The following is a 26,312-nucleotide window of genomic DNA, read 5'->3' on the forward strand; positions in this document are numbered from 1 at the left end:
CGGGCGACGCTGTTCCGAGCGCTGGCGAGTGTAGTCAACCTCGGTTTGTTCGTCTAGAGCAATTACTTAAAAGAGTAATTACTCTTATATTGTCCATTTGGAGGGGTGCGGCCTGCCGCAAAAGCTGGCGCACTCTACGGCCCTTGTATTACCGGCACTTTGGCGATAGATGACAGTTTTTTGGCAAGGCAAGGCCGGCCTTGCTGCATGGAAAAAATCGGGTCTGCGAAATGGGGATGCGTTGAATTTTTAACTGCGCGATACCAATCCGTGCCCCCATGCCCGGAGAACCAATCGCCAGTCGGAAATTCGCAACAGGGTGCGTATTTATTCAGCAAATGGCGGCAAAGTCGGCTATGAACGAAGGGAGGGGGCCGTTTACCTGAGGTAAGCGGTTCTGTTTAAGAAAAGCATGATCTGCTTGGATGGGCCGGATAGCGAATCCCGAAAAACCGCGATTTTCTGAGCAAGACAAGGTGCGCCAGAAGAATTTCGATGCGGCAGATGCCTGATACGTGAAGAGAAATTCTGCTGGGGGCGTGCAGTGTTGCGGCGGATACCGGGTTTGGGAGGTTCGCTCGGGTTGGGCTATGGAAGCTGACCGATTCGGAAGCCAGACAGACTCTTTGGATTGTTGCCCTTTGATTCGCTTTCACCACAATGCCTTCCCGAATTGGCCGCGCCGACCGCTGGTCCTGGCGATTGCTCTGCTTGCCGGCATGGCAGACGCCGCTGTGCTGGGTGAGTTGCAGTTGCGTTCGCATTTGGGGGAACGCTTTGACGCCATGGTGCCGGTCAAGGGGGAGGTCGATGACGCCATCGAATCTGCCTGTTTCAAGCTGCGCCCGGCTGAGGGCGATGACGAGGCGGTGTTCGCTTTGCGGCGGGCTCGCCTTATCTACCATCGGCAGGGCAAATCTGCCGGGCATGTGCAGATTGTCGGCGACGCCAGCCTCAATGAACCGATCCTCCGCTTTTCACTTCGTCTGTCCTGCGATAACGCCACGGTAGTCAGTCGCGATTACTCGGCCTTGCTGGATCCGGCCCCTCACAGCGATAACGCCGGGGGGGAAAGCCCGGTCGTGCGTGTTGCCACGGTGCCGGAAAACCGGCAACCGGCGCTTGCTGCGAGCGCGGCTGTACCGGTGGTGCCGCCCCGCCCTCGGCCTGGCGATACCCTTGTCACCGTGGGAGGGGAGACCTTCGACAAGCTGTCGCGGCAGGTCTACCACAACAAAAGGCGCCGGCAGGCGGTGTTGCAGGCGCTGCTTGGTGCTTACCCGCAATTTCAGGCAAATACGCCGCTGCCGGCCGGGCAGACCCTACAACTCCCCGACCGTCAACAAGTGGCCAATATCGTGGCCTCATTGCCGCCCGAGCCATCGGTTGCGAGTAGTGGCAAAACGCAGGTAATGCCGCCACTGAAAATGACGCTGCCCACGGTGTTGCCTAAAGCATCCCAACCCAATGGGGGGCAGAAGTCAGAGGCGGGGGCGCGGTTGATTCTGAGTGAAGGCGGCGACAGCAATATGGGGTCTGGTGACCCGCTGCAGCTGAAATTGCCAACCACGGGCCTCAAGTGGCCGCCTGAAAAGATCACCGAAGATCAACGCCTCAAGCTGCGCGAAAAGCTGTTGCTGATTGATGCCGACGATCGCACCGCCGAGCTGCTCGAACTCAAGCATCGCACCTGGCAGCTTGAACAGCAGGTGAAATTCCTGGCAATGGAAGTGGCCCGGCAGAATGCTTTGCAAGCCAATCCTGCCAGCGCGCCCACCGCCAGTCATCGATCCAACACTCTGCTGTACGGGCTGCTAGCCCTCAGCACGATCATGGCGGCCCTGTGGATCTACGAGCGTCGGCGGCGGCGTGAACCGAGCGTGACGGCCGAGCAACTGTTCCCTGGCAAACCTACCCAAGCCAAAGCCTCGCGCCGGGATGGGCTCGAAGAGCTGGACCTGCTGCTGGAAAAACCGCACAAGCCAAGCCGTCGTCCCCCTCCGGCTGATGAACCGCATAGCCGTACCATCAAGGTCGATGCCAAAGAAATGGTGGCATCCCAAGCGCCGCGTGTGCAGCCGGAGGATGAGGCTGAAGACGACGGCAGTCACGACAACGATCTGGACGTGGTGCAGCCCCAGAACGTGGCCGAAGAAGCGGCGATGCTGGTCGAGGCCGGTCTGCATGATCAGGCGATCGAATTGCTGCGCGACGAAATTGCCACCTTCCCCAGCAAGGTGGTGCTGTGGATGCAGCTCTTCACCTTGTTCCGTGACAACAATATGAGCGCTGAATTCCGGCGCCTGGCGCAGGCTTATCGGGCCCACTATTCTAGCGCCAGCCTGTGGGAGCGCGTGCGGATCATGGGCGAACAGCTGGATCCGGAAGACCCCCTGTATGCGCCTTCTCAACCGACGGGCTTGCCTGCAGGTGAGACGGCCCTGGCGGATGCGCGACCCGCAGATGAGCAACTGGAATGGGTACGTCCGGCGCTGGCGTCGAATGAGGAATTTCCTCTGGCCGACAAACCACTGCCATTGGCTGATGAGGCAGTACAACCGATCGAAATTGCCATGACCGTGCCGGGCGGCGCTCCGGGGGACTCATCTTTTGCACTGGAATTCGAACCACCCAGCCCGTTGCCAGCGCTGACCGAAGCACCGCGACCGCTGAGCGAAAGCGTGCCGGAGATTCCGGAGCTGGACTTTCCCGATCCCGTCCCGCAGGCGGCCAAGCCACAGATGCCGGGCGGCTTCGTGCCGGCGTCGATAGAGCTGGCGTTGGCGGAGTCTCCCGAAACCATCAATCGCCCTCGTCTGCGCGAAGCGCGTCTCCTGCTCAACGGTGGTCAGCGCGATGCGGCCATCGACCTGCTTGAACACATGCTGCTGGATGGTGACTGGGTGGAAAAAAACGAGGCCATTCGCATTCTCACCCAGTTACGCCCCGTGGCCTGAAGGGCTGTGCCTGCACCGATGCCTGCCATGACAGGCGCTACCTGCTCCTCCCCCTTATTCTGATAGTGCATCGGTCCAATGCCTGACGGGCAGGGCTTGGCTATCAGCGCGTACAAACGGTTGATTGCTTGCCCTGCTTATCTTGGATGGGGATAAACTCCCCATCATTCAGCCCAGGCTAAAGCACTGATTTTTAAAGTGGTCTGTAATGGGTTTCTACGCCTGAGCTGCAACGGTGCTCACGATTTGGTAAGAAAAATGTTTAATAAGATTCAACATATCAACGATGTTTTACCCTTTATTTCCGAGAAAAAGGAAATCCGCGTGCAGCAACAGGCGGATGGCCTGACGGTGGTTTGCTATGAAGCCTATGATGAGCAGACTTTCGACACGGCTGCGGCGCTGGAATGTCGCGGCATTGTGTTCGATCGCACCGGTGCCTTGGTGTCGCGCCCTTTGCATAAGTTTTTCAATCTGGGTGAATTTCCAGCCTACAGCCTGGAAAAGCTGATGGCGCGCGACGATATCGCATGTATTTTCGAGAAAATCGACGGCAGCATGGTCGCGACTGCCTGGGTAGACGACAAACTCCTGTGGCGCTCAATGAAGTCATTTTCGTCCCCGGTGGTGAGCTACACCGAAACATTTTTGGCGAAATCAGAAAATCAGCGCCTGCAACAGTTTGCGCAGCTGGCAGCGAGCCAGGGGATGACCGCAGTATTTGAATTACAGCACCCGGATTTACCCATCGTTATTCCACCTGACAAGGTGGATTTACGCCTGCTGCATGTCCGGGACAATCTGAGCGGCGAATACCTGATGCTGAACCCGCAGCACCCGGTGCATGACTGGATCGCCGAGTATGCCATTCCCCTGGCGCCTCGTTTCGATGCCTGGACTTTGCGCATGGCGCTGGATGCGCTACCGGAAATGGCTGACAGCGAAGGCTTTGTGATCCAGTTTCAAAATGGCGACATGCTGAAAGTGAAGTGCCCCTGGTATTTGCGTCGCCACGGCGCCAGCTCGGTCTTGCGTGAACGTGATGTCGCCATACTGGCGCTGGAGCAGAAGCTGGATGACGTCAAGGCGGCCTTGGCACAGGCCGGTGTGGATTTGACCGAGGTGCTGGCAACGGAGGCGCGTTTGCATCAGCAATTGCGCCTGCTGGAACAGGAAGTAGCGGCTCTGGCTGCGCAAGGCGCGGGCCTGGATCGCAAGGGCTTCGCGCTGAAATTTCGCCCTCATCCCCTGTTTTCTTTGGCAATGGCGCATTTTACCGGCCAGAAACCACAATTAACGCCCTGGTATGGCGCAAACAGATTAAAGCAGGATTTTGGCATGCGTGTTGTGGCCGAGTTTCCAGAGACTGCGTCGCCTGATAATTAAATTGTCTGGTCATTCGTAACGCAGATAATGGATTCCAGCTGGAATATCGAGAAATCGTGCCATTCAATAAAAGGAAATGGAATGGAAAGTCTGTTTGGCAGAATGTCTAAATACACATTTATTTTAATCGGATGGCTTGGAATGCTGGCACCTTGCGTCATGGCGGGTGTCATTGAGCAGTCTGTTGTCAATAGTCAATTATTTGAATCTCTGCATGGATTTGGACGCAATACCCGGGGCGGCATTGGCGGGGATATTTATCTGGTTACGCGTGGCGACGACGCGATGCAGGAAATTCGGCCGGGAAGATGGGAGCCAGTGGAAGGCACTTTGCGTCATGCGATAGAAAAGCAAGCTGGGCCAAGATGGATATTGTTTGACCCGGTGGTTTTTCCGGCAGATAGAGAGGTGCCGATTTACCTTGAAAAGCCGCTGAATATCAATAGCCAGACGACGGTGGATGGTCGCGGATCGAAAGTATCCATCCGTCGCCAGTACCGGTGGGACGATGTGGAAAAATGGGAAAAAATCGGCAAGGTGTATGAATGCACGGCCAAGACTCATCCATCGCGCATGCTTGGCCCCATTATTCGGCTGCATGCGGTGAATCAGGTAGTGCTGACGCATCTTGATTTCCGGAAGGAATATATGGGAACCCCGCCCGATTTTGGCGTGGAAAGCCCCTTGCTCGATGCGCAGTGTTTTGCGGACATTATTACAGCCGTGAATCTTGATGCTACTGCCGAAAAGTATTTCGACCAGATCTGGATTAATCGCTCGACTTTTCAGGAGTGTGGGGATGAATGCATTGCCTTTACCAATGCAAATATCCATCATCGCAGCTATGCCACGGTTTCGGCGAATCTCTTTTTGAATGCCAATAAGGCAATTATTCAAGGTCGGACAATGGATACACCATTTGGTGTGGCGGTGAGTTACTACCGGAATCATTTCGACCATGTCCGCCAGCGCTCACCTCGGGTCGAAAATGGCTACGCGCATGTATTCAATAACCTGTATCAAGGCTGGTCTATTTATGGCGCAGCCGCTTCTTCTCATTCGCGGGTTTTAGTTGAGCAGAATGCCTTTCTGGCCAATACGGCCCAGCGTGTTACTGATCCTTGGATTTATATTGACCCGAACGACGCAAATTTATGGGCGCGCAGCAATCTGTTTGACGGTGTGCCGGAACCCGGACGGTTTGCGACGGCGCAGTTCCCTCGCTGCAAAGAAGAGGGAGGCCCTTGGTATCTGCCCTGCCGCACCGCTTACTACCCGGCTGAAGGGCCACTGGCTATTTCTGTCATCACCCCCTCTCAAGCCCAGGCGCTACTTGCAGCAGGCGCTGGGTGGGAAGCCACTACCAATGATGTGAGGGATGGGCTGGGAATTTTCCCTCCAGCCAGATAGCGATAACGACTTACCGCGATTCGCGGCAAAGTCTGGTCAAGGTTGGTTGGCGCGTGTGCGATTGCAGGGCTGTGTCATGCGTATTCCACTTTCGTCTTCAGCGTTCAGAGTCCAGGCCACCTTGAACAGGATGGCTCCCGTAACGTCATCCTCTGCGGGGGTTCAGACGGCTTTTGCCCGGTGGTTCTGGCAAATTCAGTAGTACAACTCAGTCGCAAAGATTGTTGATATTCAATGGTTTAATTATTTTCAATGACTATTGAATATGGTGAATGAGTTGCATCGGTATGACTTAGGTCAAAAGACTGAAAAATCGCCTTTGGTTGTTTGTAGAGCAGCCGGATTGTCCGTGCTAGCATACACCTCCCCCGAGTGATGGGTGGACAAGAAAATTGATAAACTAAATAGGTTTTGTTGATCTGTTTGGCGACCGAAAAATGGGTCAGCAGAGCCTGAGAATTAACGGACTAAATATGAAATTTCGGATGATGTGCGCGGCCACTCTGGCCATGGCGGGGCTGGCATTGCAGGCGGAGGCGGCGGTTACCAGTGGGCAGAAGGCTTATCTGGAGCGTTTATATAGTCAGGTGCTGGACCGGGCTGCTGATGCCGAGGGGATGCAGTACTACCTCAATGCGTTGAATAATCAGGTCTGCACCCAGCAGCAGGCGGCTGACCTGGCTGCGAGTTTCTTCAGCTCCAAAGAATTCACCGACAAATACTTCTCGCTTGATGCGCAGTTGATGAAGGCATATCGGGCAGTTTTCAATCGTAACTGGGATCTTGAGGGCTACACTTACTGGTACCCCAAATTGGTTGCGAATGAATTGACGATTGCGCAGCTGGCTGCTGAATTTGCCAAGTCATCCGAGTTCACCAACCAACACCTTGAAGGTTACTGCCGGCCTGATCCGACCACAACGTGGCCACCGGTAGTGGTAACTGACCCCAAATCCTGCAGTTATAACGGGCAAACCTACACTGCGGGTCACCGACGCGCTTGGGATACCGGCGTCAGACGCCCGCCTGCCATTGGCGGATTTATTAACCGGCAGATCAGAAATGGTGTGGTTTACTACATCTGCGATAAGGTGACTGACCACATCTGGAGCCGCACAACCTGCCAGACGAATGGGGCCTGGAGCACGCCTGTTGAATATATTGGTGATAGCTCTCGCCAGCATATCGAGTCGCCGAATGAAATGGACTGCCGCCCATAATTTGGCAGCGCATCGAAGGGCTTTTCAAACAAACAAGGACAGCATTGGCTGTCCTTGTTTGTTTTATTGCCAGCAGAACCGGCTTCAGGCGTTGATGGCATTCACCACAAACTGTTTCACTGCTTCGGCGTCGTTGGGCATCTGGGTAAAGCGCTGTGGCTGGCTCTCCAGCGTATCAAAGCCGGCAGGGCGGGGCGGGGCTTCACCCAGGGCTTCGATAATGGTGGACTCGAATTTTACCGGTAAGGCGGTTTCCAGGCAGACCACGGTTTCGCCGGCCTGTCGCCGTTCCAACGCCACCTTTACACCATCTGCAGTGTGCGGGTCGATGACGATGCCAAAGCGCTGCTTGGCCAGCTGGATGGTGTTGATCCGGTCTTCGTGAGTTGATCGGCCCGAATCAAATCCGTAATGCTCATCCATCTTGTCAAAGTAGTGCGTCTGGCTCAGATCAAAGCCGCCTGTTTGGTCAAGCTCACGCCAGAGCCTTGCCAGTTCGTTGGCATCGCGGCCTACCAGATCGAAAATGAATCGTTCCAGATTCGAGGCTTTCGAGATATCCATGGACGGGCTGGAGGTGGGCTTGGCTTCCTGTCGTACCTTGTAGTGGCCGGTGCGGAAAAATTCGTCCAATACATCGTTTTCGTTGGTGGCGACGATCAAACGACCAATTGGCAGGCCCATCTGGCGGGCGATATGGCCGGCACAGATATTGCCGAAATTGCCCGAGGGCACAACGAACGACACCTTGTCGCCGATCCGCTTGACGACGGCGAGATAGGCGCGGAAGTAATAGACCACCTGAGCCACCACCCGGCCCCAGTTGATCGAGTTGACGGCACCAATCTTGTAGCGCGATTTGAACCCGGCGTCGGCTGAAATGGTTTTGACGATGTCCTGGCAGTCATCGAACATGCCCTCGACGGCCAGGTTGTAGATATTGCTGTCGGTCAGGCTGAACATCTGCGCACGCTGGAACGGGCTCATCTTGCCGTGGGGCGATAGCATGAATACCCGCACGCCATGCTTGCCCCGCATGGCGTATTCCGCAGCCGAGCCGGTATCGCCGGATGTGGCGCCGATAATGTTGATCTGTTCCCCTCGCTGTTCGAGCACGTACTCAAACAGATTGCCCAGCAACTGCATGGCGACATCCTTGAAGGCCAGTGTGGGGCCATTGGAGAGGCCCAGCAGATGCAGACCGGGTTCCAGTTCGGTTATCGGGGTGATGTCGTCGCTGCCAAATGCCTGGCGGGTGTAGGTGCAATCAATGATCCGGCCAAGGTCGGCGGCCGGAATATCGGTGGCAAAGCGTGAAATGATTTCGAAGGCCAGTTGGGGGTAGGTGTGGCCGCGCCAGCCTTCCAGGGTGGCGAGGTCGATGGTTGGATACCGGTCTGGTACAACCAGCCCGCCATCCGGTGCCAGGCCGCCCAGCAGAATATCGGTGAAAGATTTGGGTGGCATGCCGCCACGGGTGCTGATGTATTGCATCGAGTTTCCTTTCAGGCGCAACCGCGATCTGGTGTGGCAGGCGTCTTGTTTGTGCGCCTTAAGACAACTGCAGCCTGCGTCCCAGAATGACCAGAGACCGTTCCTGACCATCCAGCTCCGCCACGTCCGGTAGTAGACCCCATTGAGCGAAGCCGCAGCGGGTAAACAGCCGCATGCTGGGTTGATTGTGGGCAAAGATGAAGCCCAGCAGGGTGCGGATGCCCAATGCCGGCGAGGCAGCGACTGCATAGTCGATAGCTAGCTGACCCAGTCCCCGGCCCCGCACGGACTCGGCCAGATAGACACTGATCTCGACCGTTGCATCGTAGGCCGGACGGCCATAAAACGCGGAGAGGCTGAGCCAGCCGATGATCTTGCCATGCTCCAGCATCACCCAGAGCGGATGACGTTGCGGCTGGTGGGCGTCAAACCACGCCTGGCGTGATTCGACGCTGACGGGGGTCAGATCTGCCGTCACCATGCGTGAGGCGATGGTCGAGTTGTAGATCGCAACAATCGCGGGCAGATCGGTCTGGTTGGCAAGACGAAAATCAATCGACATGGCAGCTTACTTGTTGAGGTTTTCCAGCCTGAGCTTGGTGATCTTGCCGGCGATGGTCGGCAAAGATTCGATCAGCATGATGGCGGTATCGACCGAGCGCTCAACCGCCTGATGAGTCAGGATGATGATATCGACGATCTGTTCGCCTTCGGCGGGTTCCTTTTGCATCATCGCGTCAATCGAAATACTGAGGTCGGCCAGAATACGTGTGATGTCAGCCATCACGCCGGGTCGATCATGCGCGCGCAAGCGCAGGTAGTAGCTGGTTTCGACTTCTTCGATCGGCAGGATTTTCAGATCGGCGAGCCGGTCTGGCTGGAATGCCAGATGCGGCACCCGATGCTCAGGGTCGGCTGTCAGAAGACGGGTGACGTCAACCAGATCGGCCACCACGGCCGATGCCGTCGGCTCGGCCCCTGCTCCGCGACCGGAGTAAAGGGTTTGCCCGACGGCATCGCCCTTGATCATCACGGCATTCATCACGCCATTGACGTTGGCGATGATCTGCCGCTCGGGAACCAGGGTGGGGTGTACCCGCAGCTCAATGCCATCCGCCTTGCGCTTGGTGATACCCAGCAATTTGATGCGGTAACCCAGCTGCTCGGCGTAGCCGATGTCTTCCTGCGTCAGCTTCGAAATGCCTTCCAGATAGGCTTTGTCGAACTGCATCGGAATGCCGAATGCCAGCGCAGCCAGAATCGTCAGCTTATGGGCCGCATCAACGCCCTCAATATCGAAAGTCGGGTCTGCTTCGGCGTATCCCAGCTTCTGGGCTTCTGCCAGTACCGTACCGAATTCCGCGCCACGATCGCGCATTTCCGACAGGATGTAGTTGGAGGTGCCATTGATGATGCCGGCAATCCACTCAATCCGGTTGGCACTCAGGCCTTCGCGCAAAGCCTTGATGATGGGAATGCCACCTGCCACTGCAGCCTCAAATGCCACCATCACACCCTGCTTCTGCGCGTCGGCAAACACCTCGTTGCCGTGAATGGCCAATAGCGCCTTGTTTGCAGTGACGACATGTTTGCCATTGGCAATGGCGCGCAGGACGAGGTCCCGTGCGATGGAGGTTCCCCCGATCAGCTCGACAACGATGTCGATATCAGGATGATCGACCACGGCGTAAGGGTCAGTCGTCAGCGCCAAGCCCGCAGGCGCAGTGGCGCGTGCTTTGTCTAGATCGCGTACGGCAGCAATTTTGACCTCAATCGCCCGGCCGGCTCTCCGGCTGATCTCTTCCGCATTGCGGGCCAAGACCTTGGCGACGCCACCGCCTACAGTGCCCAGGCCCAGTAAGCCTACATTGATAGGTTTCATGACGGTTGATCCAATGATTTCGAAAAGTGGAAGGCAGTAACTGCCAGACGCTGTCTGAAATAAAACCGATGAGCGTCGAGCCGGTGTGTGCCCGAGTCGAGATGGAATGACCGCGCGCCGCGTTGCCTGGCCTCGTTTTCCAGCCAGTCCAGCAGCGCCCGACCAACGCCTGTTGAGCGCTGGGCGGACGTGGTGACAAGATCATCGACATAAAAAAATACGCCATCACAGGTATTGCGATAGCAGTGGAAAAGCGCAATCCCCAGCACGGTGTCTTCGCATGCTGCGATGACAAGCTCGCCACCATCCGCCACGATGCCTGCTAACGCTGCAGTATAGTCAGCCGGTAATTGCGGCCGCAGCTCGCGATGCACGGCTTCTGCTCGTGGTAGCCACTCGGCAGCAACCAGCTGGCGCTGGCGGTCGGTGAGCGGAATGATCTGCAGTGGAAGGTTCATTGGTGGTGTCCGTGCCGGCGGCGATAGGTTTCAAGGAAGCGGGTAATGCGGGTGAGCGCTTCTTTCAGATCTTCCTCGTGCGGCAGGAAGACCACCCGGAAGTGGTCCGGTTGGCTCCAGTTAAAGCCGCTACCCTGAACCAGCAAGACTTTTTCTTCCAGCAACAGCTCCAGAATGAACTGCTGATCGTCAGCAATCGGGTAGATCTTTGGGTCAAGTCGCGGGAATAGATATAGCGCACCCTGCGGCTTGACGCAGCTGACGCCGGGAATCGCCGTCAGCATCTCCCAGGCCATATCACGCTGCCGGGCCAGGCGTCCGCCTGGCGCAACCAGATCATCAATACTCTGATAACCACCCAAGGCCGTCTGGATGGCGAACTGTGCGGGCACATTGGCGCAAAGGCGCATCGAGGCCAGCATATTCAGCCCCTCGATATAGTCCTGGGCGTGCCGCTTTTCGCCAGACAGGATCATCCAGCCGGCACGGTAGCCACAGGCACGGTAATTCTTCGAAAGTCCGTTGAAAGTCACCACCATGACGTCGTCGGCCAACGCGGCAATCGAGGTATGCTTGGCGCCGTCATACAGCACTTTGTCGTAGATTTCATCGGCATAAATGATCAACTGGTGCTGACGGGCAATCTCGACAATTTCTTTCAGGATCGACTCGGGATAGAGCGCCCCTGTTGGATTATTCGGGTTGATCACCACAATGGCGCGGGTGTTGGGGCCGATCTTGCCACGCATATCGTCAAGATCCGGCATCCAACCGCTTTCCTCATCGCAGCGGTAGTGGCGGGCGGTGCCTCCGGACAAAGACACTGCCGCTGTCCACAACGGATAGTCTGGAGCAGGCACCAGCACCTCATCGCCATTATTCAATAGCGCATTCATCGACATCACGATCAGCTCGGATACACCATTGCCAATATATATATCTTCCAGCGTCACGCCCTTGATGTGCTTTTGCTGCGAGTAGTGCATGACAGCCTTGCGAGCGGCAAACAGGCCCTTCGAATCACAGTAGCCCGAAGCTGCCGGCAGATTGTGGATGACATCAAGGATCAGCTCTTCCGGGGCATCAAAGCCAAAGGGTTGCGGGTTGCCGATATTCAGTTTGATGATGCGATGGCCTTCATCCTCCATCTGCTTGGCGCGTGCCAGCACAGGGCCACGGATGTCGTAGCAGACGTTGAGAAGCTTGGAAGACTTGAGAATAGGTTGCATAGTGATTTACTCGAAACGGGGTAGAACGTTTCGCGCCAGTATTTGCGAATAGGAGTAACTGGCGCGCCGGGTGCCGAAAACGGCAATCAGAAGAGAATTTAGATGGCCGCCGTCGCGGCTCGGGCGATCCAGGTGCGGGCGGCAAGCGCCGTCAATAGCAACGGGGATGGCACAGCGAGTACGGGGCAAGGCATGTCTGACTCCGGCGAGAAAGGGTTTAAATGGCGAAAATAATGATTCAACGGGTAAAAAATCGCGCCGCTCAAGGTCGTAACAACCAGCGGCCGAAGGCTTAATCTAACCGATGCACACTGTTGCCGCAACGCAGCATGGCAAAGGTCATGCCAGAGGGCTTGCATTGTGAGAAATTACCGCGCTATAATCTTCCCTCTTCGGAAAGGTGGATGAGTGGTTTAAGTCGCACGCCTGGAAAGCGTGTGTAGGGTAATACCCTACCGCGGGTTCGAATCCCGCCCTTTCCGCCACATACCTGAGAAAAGCCGCTGATTTTCAGCGGCTTTTTTCTTTCCTGCTTTGAAATTGTCGGCTTTGGTTTTGGTCGATGATCTACGTCTGCGGATTGGTGTTCTTACTGGTCGCGCTTCTCTCTTGTTATTCCCTTTTGCTGACGTTGTTGCCAAGGGTTTTTCCTCGTGGATTGCCTGCTCACGTTCTCTTTCTGGCTGGCTGCGCGTCTTGCGTGGCCCGAGCTGGGTCGCGGCCCGGCATTGCTGAGTGATGGTGTGCCATCGCAATCCTTTCCTGCGTTTCTTGTACTTCATTTGTCGCGGCCATGCCTTCCCGCTACGGGATCTTTTGCGTACGCTGAATTACCAAGCCATAAACCTGCTATCGGCGCTGCAATTGAGCAGTAATGATGTGACCTTTGGTCATTAAAATGCCAGTCATGTGATCAATGTGGCTGGGCTCTGTTGTGGCGTTGTTCGGAAAACGTTGCGGGTTGGCCTGGATTTTTAAGAGTGACTGTTTTATTCAGGAAAGGATTTGTTGAAATGGATTATTTAAAACCAGATTTTGAATCAAAACTCTGCCCGCCGGAATTATTGGCCCAAAAGGTGGCACAATTGCCGCAACCAATTGTTTTTACCAATGGCTGTTTTGATATTTTGCATCGTGGCCACGTTTCTTATCTGGCTCAGGCAAAAACGCTGGGGAAGTCTTTAATTGTGGCCGTGAATACCGATGCCTCGGTCAGACGTTTGGGAAAAGGCGATGACCGGCCTATTAATAGTACAGAGAACCGTGCTGCAGTAATGGCTGCGCTGGCGTCGGTGGATCTGGTTACCTGGTTTGATCAGGATACGCCACTGGAGTTAATTTTGACGATCAAGCCACAGATTCTGGTAAAAGGCGGCGATTGGAAAGTACAGGATATTGTCGGAAGTGCTGAGGTGATTGCCTGGGGCGGGAAGGTGCATTCGATTCCATTTTTGTTCAATACATCCACGACGGCTACGATTAAGAAAATCCGTAGCTGAATTCGAGAGTACAATTCATGCAAAAGCAGTCGAATTTGTTGGTTGATCTATATGACGAATTCCAGACTTTAGGGGTGATTCGGACTGAAGTCTGGCAACAGGTAGTCATTGTATTATTGTGTGCTGGATTTAGTTATTTGATTGCCCGTAGTTTACGGCCAAGAATCGGCTTGCGGCAGGCTTCGTGGCGATTCGGGTCTGAGGGTTTGTCGCGGGTATTGACGCCACTCTTGTTTTATATAGGAATTCAGCTGGCGACGGTTTTTATGGGCGCCCATAAAAGCCAGAATATCCTGCATCTTGCATCGAGCCTTGCTGAGGCGCTGGTGGCGATTCGCTGTGTGATTTACTGTGTTCGCTATGTTTTTGCCCAATCACATTGGGTGGGTAAATTCGAGCGATTTGCTGCTTATTTGATTTGGGGGGTTGTGGCTTCGCATATTACGGGTTTATTGCCGACCATTCTGGATGGATTGGATGAGGTCGATCTGCATGTCGGAAAGCAGCGAATTTCCGTTTTGATGATCCTGAATGGTGCGACCTCAATTGCGATTGCGGTGCTGGCGGCCTTGTGGCTGGGCAAACTGATTGAGCGGCAGGTGATGAAAGCCGACGGCGTGGATTTGAGCGCCAGGGTTGTTGTGACCAAAGTGATCAGGACCATTCTGGTAGTTTTGGCAGCGGTGGTGGCCTTGCCGATCGTGGGAATTGACCCGACCGTTTTGTCGGTGTTTGGTGGTGCGTTAGGTGTTGGTCTGGGTTTTGGTTTGCAAAAGGTTGCCAGTAATTATGTGTCGGGTTTTATTATTTTAATTGACCGGGCAGTTCGTATTGGTGATGTGGTGACGATTGATAATCGGCAGGGCCAGATTTCAAATATTACTGCCCGATATACGGTGTTGAAATCGTCGGATGGAACTGAGGTAATTATCCCCAATGAGGCGTTGATTACAGGAACCGTGGTCAACCAGTCTTACCATGACCGAAATTTACGTATTACCCTGAATGTAACCGTGGCAGGAGATACCGATGTCGAGCATGCCATGGCAATTATTCAGGAGGCTTGCGTGGGTGAGGCACGGGTTTTGATTGATCCTCCCCCTCAGGTGAATTTCGCCAAATTCGCTGAGAATGGAATTGAGCTGGAACTATGTTTCTGGATTGGTGATCCTGAAAATGGCACGGCGGGAATCAAATCGGCAATCAACTTGAAAATCTGGAAGGCTTTTGGGGAGCAGGGGATAGAGATTCCGTCACCCAAGCGGGATGTAAGGATACTGGGTGGGGAGCGGGGGATTTGATTTTGTACAAACCGGATTGAGTTATTTGGCGTAGAATTCGCGGTACAAACATAACTTCACCACACACCAAAGGTTAACAAACATGTCTTCCTGGCTATTTGGAATTACCGATCTTCCCTGGTGGGGAGCCATCATCGCTATTCTTTTCCTGACCCACATCACCATTGCTTCGGTCACTATTTTCCTGCATCGGCACCAAGCCCACCGAGCGCTTGATTTACACCCGATTCCGAGTCATTTCTTCCGTTTATGGCTTTGGCTGACAACTGGAATGGTGACCAAGGAATGGGCGGCGATTCATCGTAAGCATCATGCCAAATGCGAAACCGAAGAAGATCCGCACAGCCCACAGACAAGAGGGCTGAAGAAGGTTTTCTGGGAAGGCTCGGAGCTGTATCGCGCCGAAGCCAAGAACAAGGAAACCATGGAGAAGTATGGGCATGGCACGCCGGATGACTGGATGGAGCGCAACGTCTATACCAAGCACAGTGCAATGGGGGTCGTGGTGACGGCGGTGGCCTATCTGTTGCTGTTCGGGGTGCACGGCATCTGGATGTGGGCGGTGCAGATGGTCTGGATTCCGGTGACTGCGGCCGGCATCATCAACGGCATTGGTCACTACTGGGGTTACCGTAATTTCGAGTGTCAGGATGCTTCGACCAATATCGTACCCTGGGGGATTTTGATTGGTGGTGAGGAGTTGCATAACAACCACCACACCTTCGGTACTTCGGCCAAGCTGTCGAACAAGTGGTGGGAGTTCGATATTGGCTGGATGTATATCCGTATTCTGGAGACGCTGGGTCTGGCAACGGTCAGACGGGTTGCCCCGACCGTAAAGCATATCGAGCCCAAGCCGATGTGCGATCTGGAGACGTTGCAGGCGGTGATTGCCAACCGCTATGAGATTGCTTCGAAATACGCTCGTACCGTGAAGGCGACGGTCAGTGGCGAGATTGACAAGCTGGTGTCGAACGCTCGCCTGCCGCAGCTGGATTTCAACCCGAAGCGCAAGATGCGCAAGTGGTTGAAGCAGGATGCCAAGGATACCCCTCTGGCCGAACGCAAACGGCTTGAAGAGCTGCTGGCACACAGCAAGGTTCTGGATACGGTTTACAAGATGCGCCAGGAGTTGGCGACGCTGTGGGAGCGTTCGTCGGCCTCGAAAGAGCAGCTGCTCAAAGAATTGCAGGACTGGTGTAATCGTGCCGAAGCCAGTGGTATTGAGGCTTTGCAGGAGTTTTCACTCAGACTGCGCACGGTGGCCTGAGGTAAGTTGATTCGTTAATGAAGGGCGGGCCGAGGTCCGCCCTTTGTGTTGGTACAGCAGACTCTGCGGCGGCGAGGCCATGACCTCTGACAATCAAGACTCCTGCCATGTCTGGTTGATAACAAGCCATTTTTTTGGGAAGAAAATCCATGTCTATTCAGCGTTATCACGTTGGTCCGCGTTTGTGTGAGATTGTGGTGCATAACAACACGGTTTATCTGGCAGGGCAGGTTGCCGAGGAAACCTTGAATCAGGGCGCCAAGCAGCAGACCGAGGAAGTTCTGGAAATGATCGACCGCTTGTTGGGTGAGGTGGGCAGCGACAAGACGCGAATCCTGACCGCCCAGATCTGGTTGGCCGATATGGCTGATTACGATGCAATGAACGAAGCCTGGTCGGCGTGGGTACCACAAGGCCACACCCCAGCCCGTGCCACGGTCGAGTCCAAGCTGGCAATGCCGGAATATAAAGTCGAGATCAAGATCGTTGCGGCGCTGTAGAGGGACCTCCTTGAATTGCAAAAGCCCCACTTCGGTGAAGTGGGGCTTTTTGTTGGCTATACCTTGCGATCGGGCAATCGACGGGGGTTACCGGATGTCCTCGAAGCAGAGTGCCAATGCCTGCTCCCAGCTGGGTGGGGTGATGCCGAAAGTCTGGTCGAGCTTGTCCAGCGATAGCCGCGAGTTCTTGGGCCGCTTGGCCGGCAGCGGGTATTGATCGGTGGTCAGGGTGTTAAGCGTCGCCGGAACTTTGTTCCCCCGCTTTGCCGATTCGGCAAATATCGCGGTGGCGAAACCGTGCCACGAGGTTTCACCGCTACAGGTGAAGTGGTAGGTACCACTTACTTCATGCCAATCGGGCCGCGAGGCCACGATATGGGCAGTCATGTCGGCCAGTGTGCGGCACCAGGTCGGGGCGCCAAACTGGTCGGCCACAATCCCCAGCGTGTCTTTGTCCTTGGCCAGGCGCAGCATCGTCAGCAGGAAGTTTTTACCGCGTGCGGCATAAACCCAGGAGGTTCTGAGGATCAGGTGCTGGGCTTGCACCGCACGGATGGCCTCTTCACCCGCCAGCTTGCTGCGGCCGTAGGCGGATTGCGGGTTGGTGGCATCGGTTTCGAGCCAGCGACCGGCTTTGTCGCCGTCGTAGACATAGTCGGTGGAAAAGTGGATCAGCGGCGCATTCAGGCGCTTGGCTTCCTCAGCCAGAACGCCAGGGGCGATGCCGTTGATTGCGTGGGCCAGCTCTACTTCTTTCTCGGCTTGATCGACAGCCGTGTAGGCCGCCGGGTTGATGATCAAGCCGGGGTTGTGCTGCCGCACTGCCGTGCGGATCGAGTCTGGGTTCGATAAGTCCATCTCATTGCGGCTCAGGGCGACGATACGGCCCAACCCCTGCAGGCTACGTTGTAACTCCCAGCCGACTTGGCCATTCACGCCAGTTACCAGAATGGTCTTCATATTCGTCATCAACTCCTCGTGGTGGTGTCTTCAGGGCCTGAAGGGAGGCCCGTTGGCAGTCCCCAGACTTTGGGTAATGTGATCCAGATATTGCTCAAGGGAATCCAGAATCGCTAGCGCAGCCTCGTTGGCGGCATGCTGCGTACGCAGGGCGGCAATGCGGTTGCGGCAGTCCACGACACTCAAGTGGCCGTCTTCGCCATCGCGCAGCCATCGGTAGCGTTGCTCCTGCCAGAGGGTTTGTTCTTCGGCATTCAGGCTATCCGGCCAGTTGCGGGCGCGATAGCGCAGCAACAGCTCGGCCAGACGCGGGTCGTCAAAGCCAAAGCGCTCGGTAGCCAGCATCTGCGGCGACAGCTCACGCACGCGAATTCGGCGGGCATCGTCGCGCTTTGAAATAAAGCCTTGGTAGAGCGCTTCATCCACATCGCTGCGGCCGGTGTTTTCCTGGTTACGGGTGAAGACCTGCGCCAGTTTGTCGCTGATTTCGCTTTGTCCGAGGAATTGCCGGCTGCGTTGCAGGCAGGTGTCTACATCCAGCCCCCATTGTTCGGCTCGTTCGCCGCTCAAGGCCTTCAGGTTGCGGACCACAATCGGGCTCTTGTTGATATGGATAGTCTTGATCGGCAGTCGCTCCATGCCTTCCGGCAGTTCGGTGCTGCGGGTGAAGACGCGTTGTTGAATCGCCTCGATCGACAGATCGAACAGCGGTGTCGGGTCGGCGGATAAATCAAACGCGATCAATTCATTGCGATTGACCGGGTGCCAGCCGATCGGCTGCATGAGCGCGAGGCAACCGCGCGAGGCCGGAAACATGCCGGAGACGTGCAGGAAGGGCTGCTGATTGGCCAGATCAATCTGGTCGATCACGGCATCCTTTTTGCGCAGGCCGTAGCAGAACTCGTAAAGCCGTGGCTGGTGCTGGCGCAGCAGGCGGGCCACGTTGAGGGTGGCCATGACGTCTGACAGGGCATCGTGGGCCTGGGCGTGTTCCAGACCGTTGGCCTGAGTCAGATGTTCCAGGCGGAAGCTGGGGCTGCCGTCGTCATGGCGTGGCCACTCGATGCCTTCCGGCCGCAGCGCATGGCAGGCGCGAACCACATCGAGTAAGTCCCAGCGCGAGCAATCGTTCTGCCACTCGCGGCCATAAGGATCGTAGAAATTGCGCCAGAGCATAAAGCGCGTGACTTCATCATCAAAGCGGATCGAGTTGTAACCGACCCCGCAGGTACCGGTCTGCGAGAGTTCACGGTGCAACAGGTGGGCAAATTCCGGTTCGGGTACACCATGCTGCAGCGCTTGCAAGGGGGTGATACCGGTAATCAGGCACGATTCCGGCTCAGGCAGGAAATCGTCTGCCGGCTGGCAATACCACATCAGCGGCTCGCCGATGATATTCAGTTCCTCATCGGTGCGGATACCGCCAACCTGGGCCGGTCGGGCGCGCCGTGGGTCGATGCCGAAGGTTTCGTAATCGTGCCAGAACAGGCTGCGGCTCATGGGCGGCCTCGTCTGGCGGGGAAGGTTTGGGGTATCAGATGTATTGGCATGCGCCGGATTATAGAGCTTCTGCCACCAATTCGACCCAATGCCGCACCGGGATGGGGCTGGCCGCTTGCAGATGCTGCATGCAGCCGATATTGGCTGTAGCAATGCAGCATGGCTGGTTTGCCAGCAGATGTCCGAGTTTATTGCGGCGCAGGGCGGTGGCGATCTCTGGTTGCAGCAGCGAATACGTCCCGGCCGAGCCACAGCACAGGTGGGCGTCGGCAACGGGCAGCAAGGTGTACCCCAACTCGGTCAGCAGGGCTTCGACTTTGCCCTTGCGGCGTAGCGCGTGCTGCAGGCTGCAGGGGGCCTGAAAGACGATCGGCCCAGGTCTGCTGGGGGTCAGCCGGGCTTGCAGGGTTGGCAGTTCCTGGCGGAGGACATCGCTGATGTCGCGAAACAGTGCGTGGAGGCGGCGCGCCTTGTCGGCGTAGGCAGGGTCGTCCTGGAGTAGCGTGGCATAGTCGGCAAGCATCGCGCCGCAGCCGGAGGCCGTCGAGACAAGCGCTTCGGCACCGGCCTCGATCAGTGGCCATACGGTGTCGATCAGCCGTCGCATATCGTCATGGCTGCAGTGGCTGTCGCCCAGATGATGGGCCAGCGCCCCGCAGCACTGCGGTGGTGGGCTGATGGCTTCGATCCCGCAGGCATCCAGCAGGCGCCGGGTGGCGAGATGGATGGATGGCGCCAGACCCGGCTGCACGCAGCCTTCATGCAGGATCATCTTGCGAGGATGGCTGCGCGGTTGCCAGTTTATCGTGGCGACAGGCAAGGGTATTTTCTCGGCCAGCGCTGGCGCCAGACCTTGCAGGATCGGGCGGCTATGCTGACCAATGGCCAGCCCTAGCTTGAACAGCCTCGGGCGGCGCAAGCCTGCGATCAGCAACTGGCGCTGCCACCGCTTCAGGCTGGGCCGGCCTGTTTGCCGGGCGACCAGCTCGCGACCGATGTCGAGCAAACGCCCATAACGTACGCCTGAAGGGCAGGTGGTTTCGCAGGCGCGGCACGACAGGCAGCGGTCGAGATGCAGCAAGGTCTGTGCGCTGGGGGTGGCCCCCTCCAGCACCTGCTTGATCAGGTAAATCCGCCCGCGTGGGCTATCCAGCTCGTTGCCCAGCAGCTGATAGGTCGGGCAGGTGGCCAGACAGAATCCACAATGCACACAGCTGCGCAGGATGCTTTCAGCTTCTATCCCTTCAGCGGTATTGCGGTAAGGCGCGGCCAGTCGGGTTTGCATGGTTCAGACTCCCTCGAACAGGATGCCTGGATTGAAAATCCCGGCCGGGTCAAACGCTGATTTGATGCGCCGATGCAGTGCCAGGCTGGCCGCCGAGGGGGGCTGGCCAGGGCGCGGGCCGGAGTCGGTCGCCTGCCACAATCTGGCATGGCCGTTGGCGGCCGAAGCGAGGGTGATCAGTCGGTGCGATTGATCCGGCCGTAACCCTAGCCAGCGTAGGCCTCCGCCCCATTCGACCTGCATGCAGGGCAGCTCGGGCCAGGGTGGGGTGTGGGGCGGCAGGCTCAGGCGCCACAGATCCTGATTGGCATTCAGATGGCTGGCTGGCGGGCCGATTTCCTCGCTTAGGGTTTGCCAGAGTCGAGCGCCATCCTGGCAAACCTCGCCGCCAAGCTGGCGCCGTGCCGCCTGAATTGCCGCTTCGGCGCCGGACAGCCGTATATGCAGCACGCCGGATCGCCAATGACTGGCCGAAAGGGGCAGCGGCAGGCCGGCCCAGCGGTTGAGTTGCAGAATGGCGTCGGCCTCGTGCATTTCAAACTGCAGGGTCAGCTCTGCAGCCGGGCAGGGCCAGACCTTCAGCGAGGCTTCGACAATCAGGCCCAGGCTGCCGTGGCTGCCCACCATCAGCCGCGACACATCAAAGCCGGCGACGTTCTTCATGACACGGCCACCAAAGCGCAGCAGCTCGCCGTTGCCGTTGATCATGCTGATGCCCAGAACCTGATCCCGAACGCCGCCGGCATAAGGCCGGCGTGGGCCGGCCCAGGCGGTGGCAAGGGTTCCTCCTACGGTGGCTTGTGCGTTCAGGCAAGGGGATTCACAGGCCAGCATCTGTCGTTCGGCGGCCAGCACCGCATACAGCTCGGCCAGCGGGGTGCCGGCTTTGACAGTGATGACCAGCTCGGTTGGTGCGTAATCGACGATGCCACGCCAGCCGCCAATGTCCAGTGACGCCAGTGGCTCGCCGGCAAGGGGCCGTAACCACGCAGCCTTGCTGCCACCGCCTCGAATCTGCAGGGGACGAGCGCTGGCGGTAGCGTCAGCAATCTGTTGTTGTAAGGTTTTGAGCATCGTCAAAAGCGCGGCAGGTTGGAAAATGGCAGCTGGCCCTGATGCACATGCATCCGCCCGTATTCGGCACATCGATGCAGACTGGGAATGGCTTTGCCGGGGTTGAGGAGCAAGGCGGGGTCGAAGGCGGCCTTCAAAGCCTGAAATTGCCGCAGCTCGGCTTCACCAAACTGCACACACATCTGATTGATTTTCTCCAGGCCGACGCCGTGTTCGCCCGTGATGGCGCCGCCCACGGCCACGCACAGTTCCAGAATGCGGGCACCCAGGGCTTCGGCGCGATGCAGTTGGTCGCCCTCATTCGCGTCAAACAGGATAAGCGGGTGCAGGTTGCCGTCGCCCGCGTGAAAGACGTTGATGCAGGCCAGACCGTGCTCGGCCGCCAGTCCTGCAATGCCATCCAGCACTTCGGCCAGACGATGGCGCGGAATGGTGCCATCCATGCAGTAGTAATCCGGCGCCAGCTTGGCTGCCGCCGGGAAGGCAGCTTTACGACCAGCCCAGAAAGTCAGCCGCTCCGCTTCGCTGCAGGAAACGCGCAATGCAGTGGCGCCCGCTTCCCGCAGCACCTGGCTCATGGCCTCGATGTCGGCACGGACCTCCTCGGCGGTGCCATCGGCTTCACAGAGCAGAATGGCGGCTGCATCGGTCGGATAGCCGGCCTGCACAAACGATTCGACGGCGCGGGTGGTCGCCTGATCCATCAGCTCCAGGCCAGCCGGGATGATGCCCTGGCCGATCAGATTGGCGACAGCGGTGCCGGCAGCGCCTACGGTCGGAAACGCGGCGAGGATCACTTGGGCCACCTGTGGCTTGGGCAAGAGACGTACGGTGATTTCAGTAATGACTGCCAGCAGGCCCTCACTGCCGGTCAGGGCCATCAACAGATCCAGCCCTGGCTGGTCTGGCGCTTCGCCGCCAGCGATCAGCAGTTCACCTTCGCTGGTGATCGCACGGACCGCCAGCAGGTTGTTGACGGTCAGTCCATATTTAAGGCAATGAACGCCACCGGCATTTTCCGCGACATTGCCACCAATGCTGCAGGCGATCTGACTGGATGGGTCGGGGGCATAGTAAAGGCCATGCGATGCAGCGGCTTCTGAAATCGCGGCGTTACGAACGCCCGGCTGAACCCTGGCGCTACGGCCCAGCGGGTTGATGTTCAGGATGGCATTCATGCGCGTCAGCGACAGCACTATGCCCCCTTCAACCGGTAGCGCACCGCCGGACAGCCCGGTGCCTGATCCTCTGGCGACGACGGCTACCTGATGACGGTGGCAGCAGCGCAGTACCGCAATCACCTGTTGCTCGGTGGTCGGCAGCACGACGGCCAGCGGTAACTGGCGGTACGCCGCCAGACCATCGCATTCATAAACACGCAGCTGTTCGGCCGAGGTCAGCAGCCCTTGTGCATCGACAGTTGCAGCAAGATCGGATAGAAATTGGCTGTTAGGCATGACATAGTTTTTTACAGGGATTTTTCATCGTAGCGGATAAGGCGCTGCTCGGGTTTTTCATGAAAATCCGCTGCAGGAAAGCCGATTTAAAACAACGGCTTATGCAAATCTTGCACAGAGTCTCTGTCAGGTTTTTACATGACAGATTGTCAAACATTCAAAATGCCGTAAGGGATAACCCGGATTGTTGATACTTCACGAGAATCTACACTTCGCAGTGACTACGGTATCTGCCTTACTAGGCTGGGCAGGTGGCCGCTGTCAGCCCAATACTCCGAAATTGGGGCGACCCCCTGCCAATCACGGGGGACGGCGTAGCTCCTCCGAAGCTTGCCAGCCCGGGTCGCCCTGCCTTTTTTTCCTTCCGCTGCTCTTATTCTTCCGACTGCCCACAACCAGGGGGTCTTCATGCGCATAGGCTTGTTTGCCACTTGTCTGGCCGACTTGATGCGTCCTTCCATCGCTTTGGCGGCGCTTGACCTGCTGGAGCGGGATGGCCGTCTGGTGATCGTGCCGCCGAATCAAACCTGCTGTGGTCAGCCCGCCTATAACGGTGGCGAAAGAGTGCTGGCCCAAAGGCTGGCGCTCAAGGTCATGGCGGAGTTTGCCGATTGCGACTACATCGTCGTGCCCTCGGGTTCCTGTGCGGGGATGATGAAAGTCCACTACCCCGAGCTGCTCAAGGAGTTTCCCGAGCATGCCGTGGCGATTTCTGCCTTTGCCGGCAAAGTCTACGAGTTGTCCGACTTCCTGTTGAATGTCCTGCATTTCCAGGCCGAAGGGCATTTGCCGGTGACGGCCTGTTACCACGATTCCTGTTCCGGCTTGCGTGAGCTGGGCGTCAAGCAGCAGCCACGGCAGTTGCTGGCCGGCATCGAGGGCCTGGCCTTGAGGGAAATGGAGGGGGCTGAACAGTGCTGTGGCTTTGGGGGCGCGTTCGCGGTCAAGTTTGGCGAGCTTTCCACCGAGCTGGCCGACCGTAAATGTCAGGGTATCGAATCCTGCGGGGTGGAGATGCTGATCGGCGGTGATCTGGGCTGCCTGCTACAGCTGGAGGGGCGCCTGCGGCGCTTGGGCAAGTCAACCAAGGTGATGCACTTTGCCGAGATCCTGGCAGGTAATCAGGATGAATCGAATGCGTGATGATTTTGCCCACCGTGCCGGCGCGGCGCTGGCTAATTCACAACTACAGCGTTCACTGGCGCGGATTCCGATCAAATTTGTCAGCAAACGTGCAGCGGCGGTTGAGGACTTTGGCGATTTCGAAGCCCTGCGCACGGCCGGGCAGGCAATTCGGGATACCGTACTCAGCGACCTTGATGCCTGGCTACTACGGTTTGAGGCTGAAGCCACGCGGCGAGGTGCGGTGGTGCATTGGGCAGAATCGGCAGCCGATGCCAACCGCATCGTGGTTGACATCGCCCAGGCTGGCGGCGTACGGCTGGCGGTCAAATCCAAGTCGATGGTCAGCGAGGAATGCGAGCTGAATCCCGCACTTGAGGCGGCGGGTGTCAAGGTTGTCGAAACCGATCTTGGTGAGTATGTGCTGCAGCTCGCCAACGAAAAGCCTTCGCACATTGTTGCGCCCATCATCCACAAGAATAAGGAAGAAGTCGCCGATCTGTTTGCACAGCACCACGCCGTACCCAGGCAGGGCAGCGCCTGGCGTGAGGATATTGAAGGGCTGACCCGGGAAGCGCGCCAGATGCTGCGCCCGCAGTTTCTACAGGCAGATATGGGAATCTCCGGTGCCAATTTTCTGGTCGCCGAGACCGGCTCGGCCCTGCTGGTGACCAACGAGGGCAATGGCCGTCTGTGTACCACGCTGCCGCGCATCCATGTGGCGATTACCGGCATCGAGAAAGTCGTGCCGACGCTGGAAGACGCGGCCACGCTGGTTAGGCTGCTGACCCGGTCTGCCACCGGGCAGTCGATCAGCAATTACGTTTCCTTGCTCACCGGGCGGCAGGATGCCGGAGCGAGTGATGGTCCTCAGGAAATGCACATCATCCTGCTCGACAATGGCCGTAGTGGCCTGCTGGGCACCGAACTGCAGGCCATGCTGCGTTGCATTCGCTGTGGCGCCTGCATGAATCACTGCCCGGTATATCAGGCGGTGGGTGGGCATGCTTATGGCTGGGTGTATCCGGGGCCGATGGGGGCGATTCTGACGCCAGCCTACCGGGGTCTGGAACGGGCGCCGGAACTGCCACACGCCGCCACCTTATGCGGCCAGTGTTCGGTGGTCTGCCCGGTAAAGATTCCCTTGCCCGATCTGATGCGTCACTGGCGTGAACGGCAGGCGAACCGGGGACAAAAGAGCTGGCGAGAACGCTGGAGCTACCGGGCCTGGGCCTGGCTCGCTATGCGGCCTCGCTATTACGACTGGGCAAGCCGGATTGCGGTGCGGCTGCTGGGCTGGCGGGCGGTTGATGGCAAGTTGCGGCACCTGCCTTTTGCCGGAGCCTGGACCGATGGGCGCGACTTGCCGGCACCAACAGGCCAGACTTTCCGCGAGCTCTATGCCCGACGCACCGGAAAAGGAGGGCGTCGATGAGTGCCCGTGAGGCGATCCTTGCCCGAATCCGGCAGCGACAAGGGCGCCCTGGCGATACCAGTCGGGTCGAAGCCCGTGTAAACGCGCGGCAACCCGGCCCGCATAGTCAGGGATTGCGCGGGGCTGACCTGGTTCAGCGCTTCTGCCAGCGGGCGGAGGCGCTGTCCTCCACGATTGATCAGGTGCGTAGCGGGGATGCCGTACCGGCCGCCATTTGCCGTTATCTGGACCAGGCGGGGCTGCCGCGTCGGCTTGTCTGCTGGCCGAGTTTGGCAGCTCTGCCGTGGCCCCTCGCCGGGCTGACCGCCGAAGCCCGACCGGCGCGAGGGGAAGATGGAGTAGGCGTGACGGGGGTTTTCTGCGCGTTGGCTGAAACCGGCAGCCTGATGCTGCTGTCTGGTGCTGGCACCGCAGCAGCTACCAGCCTGCTGCCGGAGACCCATATCGCACTGGTACCTGTCGAGCGGGTGGTGGCGACCATGGATGAGGGCTTTGCCTTGCTGCGCGCCGAACACGGCCAGTTACCGCGTGCCTGCAATGTGGTGTCCGGGCCGTCGCGGACCGGCGATATCGAGCAGACCATCACCCTGGGCGCGCACGGGCCGTATCGTGTACATATCGTGCTGATTGGTGAAACCCCTGTGACACGGTGAGCGCAAGGCACCCATCCCATGTCAACAGAGCCTAGGCTCTGTTGACGTTTTGTTTCCGGTCGCGCCGGGCCGAGTTTTGGGGCAGGGCTAGGTAGGGTAAGCGTGGTTTAGCGGGCTAAATAAGCGAACCCTAACAACGCCATGCCCCAAAAATCGACCCGGCCCGGAGGGTTTCGCCGGATTTGGGCCTGCTGCGGTGTTGACTGCCAGGCTGTTGGCT

At 57.6% G+C, this 26,312-nt stretch carries 22 protein-coding genes and 1 tRNA gene; 12 read left to right on the top strand and 11 right to left on the bottom strand.

The features are described from left to right. The first annotated feature begins 641 nt into the window (after nt 1-641). The 4 genes from PZA18_RS18870 to PZA18_RS18885 all read left to right on the top strand — a co-directional run bounded on the left by PZA18_RS18870 (nt 642) and on the right by PZA18_RS18885 (nt 6,973). On the top strand, nt 642-2,957 hold the full coding sequence (locus tag PZA18_RS18870) for a type IV pilus assembly protein FimV (protein WP_284102427.1): 2,316 nt from the start codon (nt 642-644) through the stop codon (nt 2,955-2,957). Nucleotides 2,958-3,215: 258 nt separating this feature from the next. After that, nucleotides 3,216-4,343, top strand: a complete 1,128-nt coding sequence (locus tag PZA18_RS18875) for a T4 RnlA family RNA ligase (RefSeq protein WP_284102428.1) — start codon at nt 3,216-3,218, stop codon at nt 4,341-4,343. A gap of 81 nt (nt 4,344-4,424) precedes the next feature. After that, complete coding sequence (locus PZA18_RS18880) at nt 4,425-5,753, top strand: pectate lyase family protein (RefSeq protein WP_284102429.1); 1,329 nt, start codon at nt 4,425-4,427, stop codon at nt 5,751-5,753. A gap of 473 nt (nt 5,754-6,226) precedes the next feature. After that, nucleotides 6,227-6,973 carry a DUF4214 domain-containing protein gene (locus PZA18_RS18885; protein ID WP_284102430.1) on the top strand — a complete coding sequence of 249 codons (747 nt, stop codon included), beginning with the start codon at nt 6,227-6,229 and terminating at the stop codon, nt 6,971-6,973. 84 nt (nt 6,974-7,057) lie between these two features. On the opposite strand, the gene thrC is transcribed toward PZA18_RS18885, so the two are convergent. Genes thrC through PZA18_RS18910 form a run of 5 tightly spaced genes read right to left on the bottom strand, consistent with a single transcriptional unit; the run spans nt 7,058 to nt 12,036 of the window. Beyond that, complete coding sequence (gene thrC, locus PZA18_RS18890; protein ID WP_284102431.1) at nt 7,058-8,467, bottom strand: threonine synthase; 1,410 nt, start codon at nt 8,465-8,467, stop codon at nt 7,058-7,060. A 58-nt stretch (nt 8,468-8,525) separates the two neighbouring features. Beyond that, the gene (locus PZA18_RS18895; protein ID WP_284102432.1) at nt 8,526-9,029 is read right to left on the bottom strand and encodes a GNAT family N-acetyltransferase; all 504 of its coding nucleotides are present in this window, start codon (nt 9,027-9,029) and stop codon (nt 8,526-8,528) included. A gap of 6 nt (nt 9,030-9,035) precedes the next feature. Next, nucleotides 9,036-10,349, bottom strand: coding sequence for a homoserine dehydrogenase (locus PZA18_RS18900; RefSeq protein WP_284102433.1), 1,314 nt, complete (start codon nt 10,347-10,349; stop codon nt 9,036-9,038). Next, complete coding sequence (locus PZA18_RS18905; protein WP_284102434.1) at nt 10,346-10,807, bottom strand: GNAT family N-acetyltransferase; 462 nt, start codon at nt 10,805-10,807, stop codon at nt 10,346-10,348. The genes PZA18_RS18900 and PZA18_RS18905 overlap by 4 nt, the downstream gene beginning before the upstream one ends. Next, a complete protein-coding gene (locus PZA18_RS18910; RefSeq protein ID WP_284102435.1) occupies nt 10,804-12,036 on the bottom strand; it encodes a pyridoxal phosphate-dependent aminotransferase in 1,233 nt (410 codons plus the stop codon). Before PZA18_RS18910 ends, PZA18_RS18905 begins: the two co-directional genes overlap by 4 nt. 394 nt (nt 12,037-12,430) lie before the next feature. Between PZA18_RS18910 and PZA18_RS18915 the strand changes: the two genes are divergently transcribed. After that, nucleotides 12,431-12,521, top strand: a tRNA-Ser gene (locus tag PZA18_RS18915). Here PZA18_RS18915 and PZA18_RS18920 read toward each other — a convergent pair. Continuing rightward, nucleotides 12,489-12,818, bottom strand: a complete 330-nt coding sequence (locus PZA18_RS18920; protein WP_284102436.1) for a hypothetical protein — start codon at nt 12,816-12,818, stop codon at nt 12,489-12,491. The genes PZA18_RS18915 and PZA18_RS18920 overlap by 33 nt on opposite strands. A gap of 231 nt (nt 12,819-13,049) precedes the next feature. Here PZA18_RS18920 and rfaE2 point away from each other — a divergent pair, with 231 nt between their 5' ends. The 4 genes from rfaE2 (at nt 13,050) to PZA18_RS18940 (ending at nt 16,606) form a co-directional block, all read left to right on the top strand. Then, nucleotides 13,050-13,535 (top strand): D-glycero-beta-D-manno-heptose 1-phosphate adenylyltransferase, encoded by a 486-nt coding sequence (gene rfaE2 / locus PZA18_RS18925; protein ID WP_284102448.1) that lies wholly within the window; start codon nt 13,050-13,052, stop codon nt 13,533-13,535. Between the two features lie 17 nt (nt 13,536-13,552). Then, complete coding sequence (locus PZA18_RS18930) at nt 13,553-14,836, top strand: mechanosensitive ion channel family protein (protein ID WP_284102437.1); 1,284 nt, start codon at nt 13,553-13,555, stop codon at nt 14,834-14,836. A gap of 82 nt (nt 14,837-14,918) precedes the next feature. Beyond that, complete coding sequence (locus tag PZA18_RS18935) at nt 14,919-16,106, top strand: DesA family fatty acid desaturase (RefSeq protein WP_284102438.1); 1,188 nt, start codon at nt 14,919-14,921, stop codon at nt 16,104-16,106. Between the two features lie 149 nt (nt 16,107-16,255). Beyond that, nucleotides 16,256-16,606: a RidA family protein gene (locus PZA18_RS18940; RefSeq protein WP_284102439.1), complete on the top strand. Its 351-nt coding sequence runs from the start codon at nt 16,256-16,258 to the stop codon at nt 16,604-16,606. 87 nt (nt 16,607-16,693) lie between these two features. On the opposite strand, the gene rfbD is transcribed toward PZA18_RS18940, so the two are convergent. From rfbD to PZA18_RS18965, 5 genes are read right to left on the bottom strand one after another with little or no spacing between them, the layout of a single operon-like run. Beyond that, a complete protein-coding gene (rfbD, locus tag PZA18_RS18945; protein WP_284102440.1) occupies nt 16,694-17,575 on the bottom strand; it encodes a dTDP-4-dehydrorhamnose reductase in 882 nt (293 codons plus the stop codon). Nucleotides 17,576-17,596: 21 nt separating this feature from the next. After that, nucleotides 17,597-19,066, bottom strand: coding sequence for an exodeoxyribonuclease I (gene sbcB, locus PZA18_RS18950; protein ID WP_284102441.1), 1,470 nt, complete (start codon nt 19,064-19,066; stop codon nt 17,597-17,599). Between the two features lie 58 nt (nt 19,067-19,124). Next, nucleotides 19,125-20,351 carry a glycolate oxidase subunit GlcF gene (glcF, locus tag PZA18_RS18955; RefSeq protein ID WP_284102442.1) on the bottom strand — a complete coding sequence of 409 codons (1,227 nt, stop codon included), beginning with the start codon at nt 20,349-20,351 and terminating at the stop codon, nt 19,125-19,127. A gap of 3 nt (nt 20,352-20,354) precedes the next feature. Beyond that, nucleotides 20,355-21,425: a glycolate oxidase subunit GlcE gene (gene glcE, locus PZA18_RS18960; RefSeq protein WP_284102443.1), complete on the bottom strand. Its 1,071-nt coding sequence runs from the start codon at nt 21,423-21,425 to the stop codon at nt 20,355-20,357. 2 nt (nt 21,426-21,427) lie between these two features. Next, the gene (locus tag PZA18_RS18965) at nt 21,428-22,882 is read right to left on the bottom strand and encodes an FAD-linked oxidase C-terminal domain-containing protein (protein ID WP_284102444.1); all 1,455 of its coding nucleotides are present in this window, start codon (nt 22,880-22,882) and stop codon (nt 21,428-21,430) included. 408 nt (nt 22,883-23,290) lie between these two features. Between PZA18_RS18965 and PZA18_RS18970 the strand changes: the two genes are divergently transcribed. Genes PZA18_RS18970 through PZA18_RS18980 form a run of 3 tightly spaced genes read left to right on the top strand, consistent with a single transcriptional unit; the run spans nt 23,291 to nt 26,092 of the window. After that, a complete protein-coding gene (locus tag PZA18_RS18970) occupies nt 23,291-24,025 on the top strand; it encodes a (Fe-S)-binding protein (protein WP_284102445.1) in 735 nt (244 codons plus the stop codon). Next, nucleotides 24,018-25,439 carry a LutB/LldF family L-lactate oxidation iron-sulfur protein gene (locus PZA18_RS18975; RefSeq protein WP_284102446.1) on the top strand — a complete coding sequence of 474 codons (1,422 nt, stop codon included), beginning with the start codon at nt 24,018-24,020 and terminating at the stop codon, nt 25,437-25,439. Before PZA18_RS18970 ends, PZA18_RS18975 begins: the two co-directional genes overlap by 8 nt. Then, entirely contained in the window at nt 25,436-26,092 is a 657-nt protein-coding gene (locus PZA18_RS18980; protein ID WP_284102447.1) for a LutC/YkgG family protein, read from the top strand. Before PZA18_RS18975 ends, PZA18_RS18980 begins: the two co-directional genes overlap by 4 nt. Nucleotides 26,093-26,312 lie beyond the last annotated feature (220 nt).

Source organism: Parachitinimonas caeni (assembly GCF_030129945.1).
Classification (GTDB): Bacteria; Pseudomonadota; Gammaproteobacteria; order Burkholderiales; family Chitinimonadaceae; genus Parachitinimonas; species Parachitinimonas caeni.

Bases quoted from the DNA above. Each gene is read 5' to 3' on its own strand.
- PZA18_RS18875 (WP_284102428.1), top strand. From the start codon at position 3,216: ATGTTTAATAAGATTCAACATATCAACGATGTTTTACCCTTTATTTCC.
- PZA18_RS18880 (WP_284102429.1), top strand. From the start codon at position 4,425: ATGGAAAGTCTGTTTGGCAGAATGTCTAAATACACATTTATTTTAATC.
- PZA18_RS18885 (WP_284102430.1), top strand. From the start codon at position 6,227: ATGAAATTTCGGATGATGTGCGCGGCCACTCTGGCCATGGCGGGGCTG.
- thrC (WP_284102431.1), bottom strand. From the start codon at position 8,467: ATGCAATACATCAGCACCCGTGGCGGCATGCCACCCAAATCTTTCACC.
- PZA18_RS18895 (WP_284102432.1), bottom strand. From the start codon at position 9,029: ATGTCGATTGATTTTCGTCTTGCCAACCAGACCGATCTGCCCGCGATT.
- PZA18_RS18900 (WP_284102433.1), bottom strand. From the start codon at position 10,349: ATGAAACCTATCAATGTAGGCTTACTGGGCCTGGGCACTGTAGGCGGT.
- PZA18_RS18905 (WP_284102434.1), bottom strand. From the start codon at position 10,807: ATGAACCTTCCACTGCAGATCATTCCGCTCACCGACCGCCAGCGCCAG.
- PZA18_RS18910 (WP_284102435.1), bottom strand. From the start codon at position 12,036: ATGCAACCTATTCTCAAGTCTTCCAAGCTTCTCAACGTCTGCTACGAC.
- PZA18_RS18920 (WP_284102436.1), bottom strand. From the start codon at position 12,818: ATGAAGTACAAGAAACGCAGGAAAGGATTGCGATGGCACACCATCACT.
- rfaE2 (WP_284102448.1), top strand. From the start codon at position 13,050: ATGGATTATTTAAAACCAGATTTTGAATCAAAACTCTGCCCGCCGGAA.
- PZA18_RS18930 (WP_284102437.1), top strand. From the start codon at position 13,553: ATGCAAAAGCAGTCGAATTTGTTGGTTGATCTATATGACGAATTCCAG.
- PZA18_RS18935 (WP_284102438.1), top strand. From the start codon at position 14,919: ATGTCTTCCTGGCTATTTGGAATTACCGATCTTCCCTGGTGGGGAGCC.
- PZA18_RS18940 (WP_284102439.1), top strand. From the start codon at position 16,256: ATGTCTATTCAGCGTTATCACGTTGGTCCGCGTTTGTGTGAGATTGTG.
- rfbD (WP_284102440.1), bottom strand. From the start codon at position 17,575: ATGACGAATATGAAGACCATTCTGGTAACTGGCGTGAATGGCCAAGTC.
- sbcB (WP_284102441.1), bottom strand. From the start codon at position 19,066: ATGAGCCGCAGCCTGTTCTGGCACGATTACGAAACCTTCGGCATCGAC.
- glcF (WP_284102442.1), bottom strand. From the start codon at position 20,351: ATGCAAACCCGACTGGCCGCGCCTTACCGCAATACCGCTGAAGGGATA.
- glcE (WP_284102443.1), bottom strand. From the start codon at position 21,425: ATGCTCAAAACCTTACAACAACAGATTGCTGACGCTACCGCCAGCGCT.
- PZA18_RS18965 (WP_284102444.1), bottom strand. From the start codon at position 22,882: ATGCCTAACAGCCAATTTCTATCCGATCTTGCTGCAACTGTCGATGCA.
- PZA18_RS18970 (WP_284102445.1), top strand. From the start codon at position 23,291: ATGCGCATAGGCTTGTTTGCCACTTGTCTGGCCGACTTGATGCGTCCT.
- PZA18_RS18975 (WP_284102446.1), top strand. From the start codon at position 24,018: ATGCGTGATGATTTTGCCCACCGTGCCGGCGCGGCGCTGGCTAATTCA.
- PZA18_RS18980 (WP_284102447.1), top strand. From the start codon at position 25,436: ATGAGTGCCCGTGAGGCGATCCTTGCCCGAATCCGGCAGCGACAAGGG.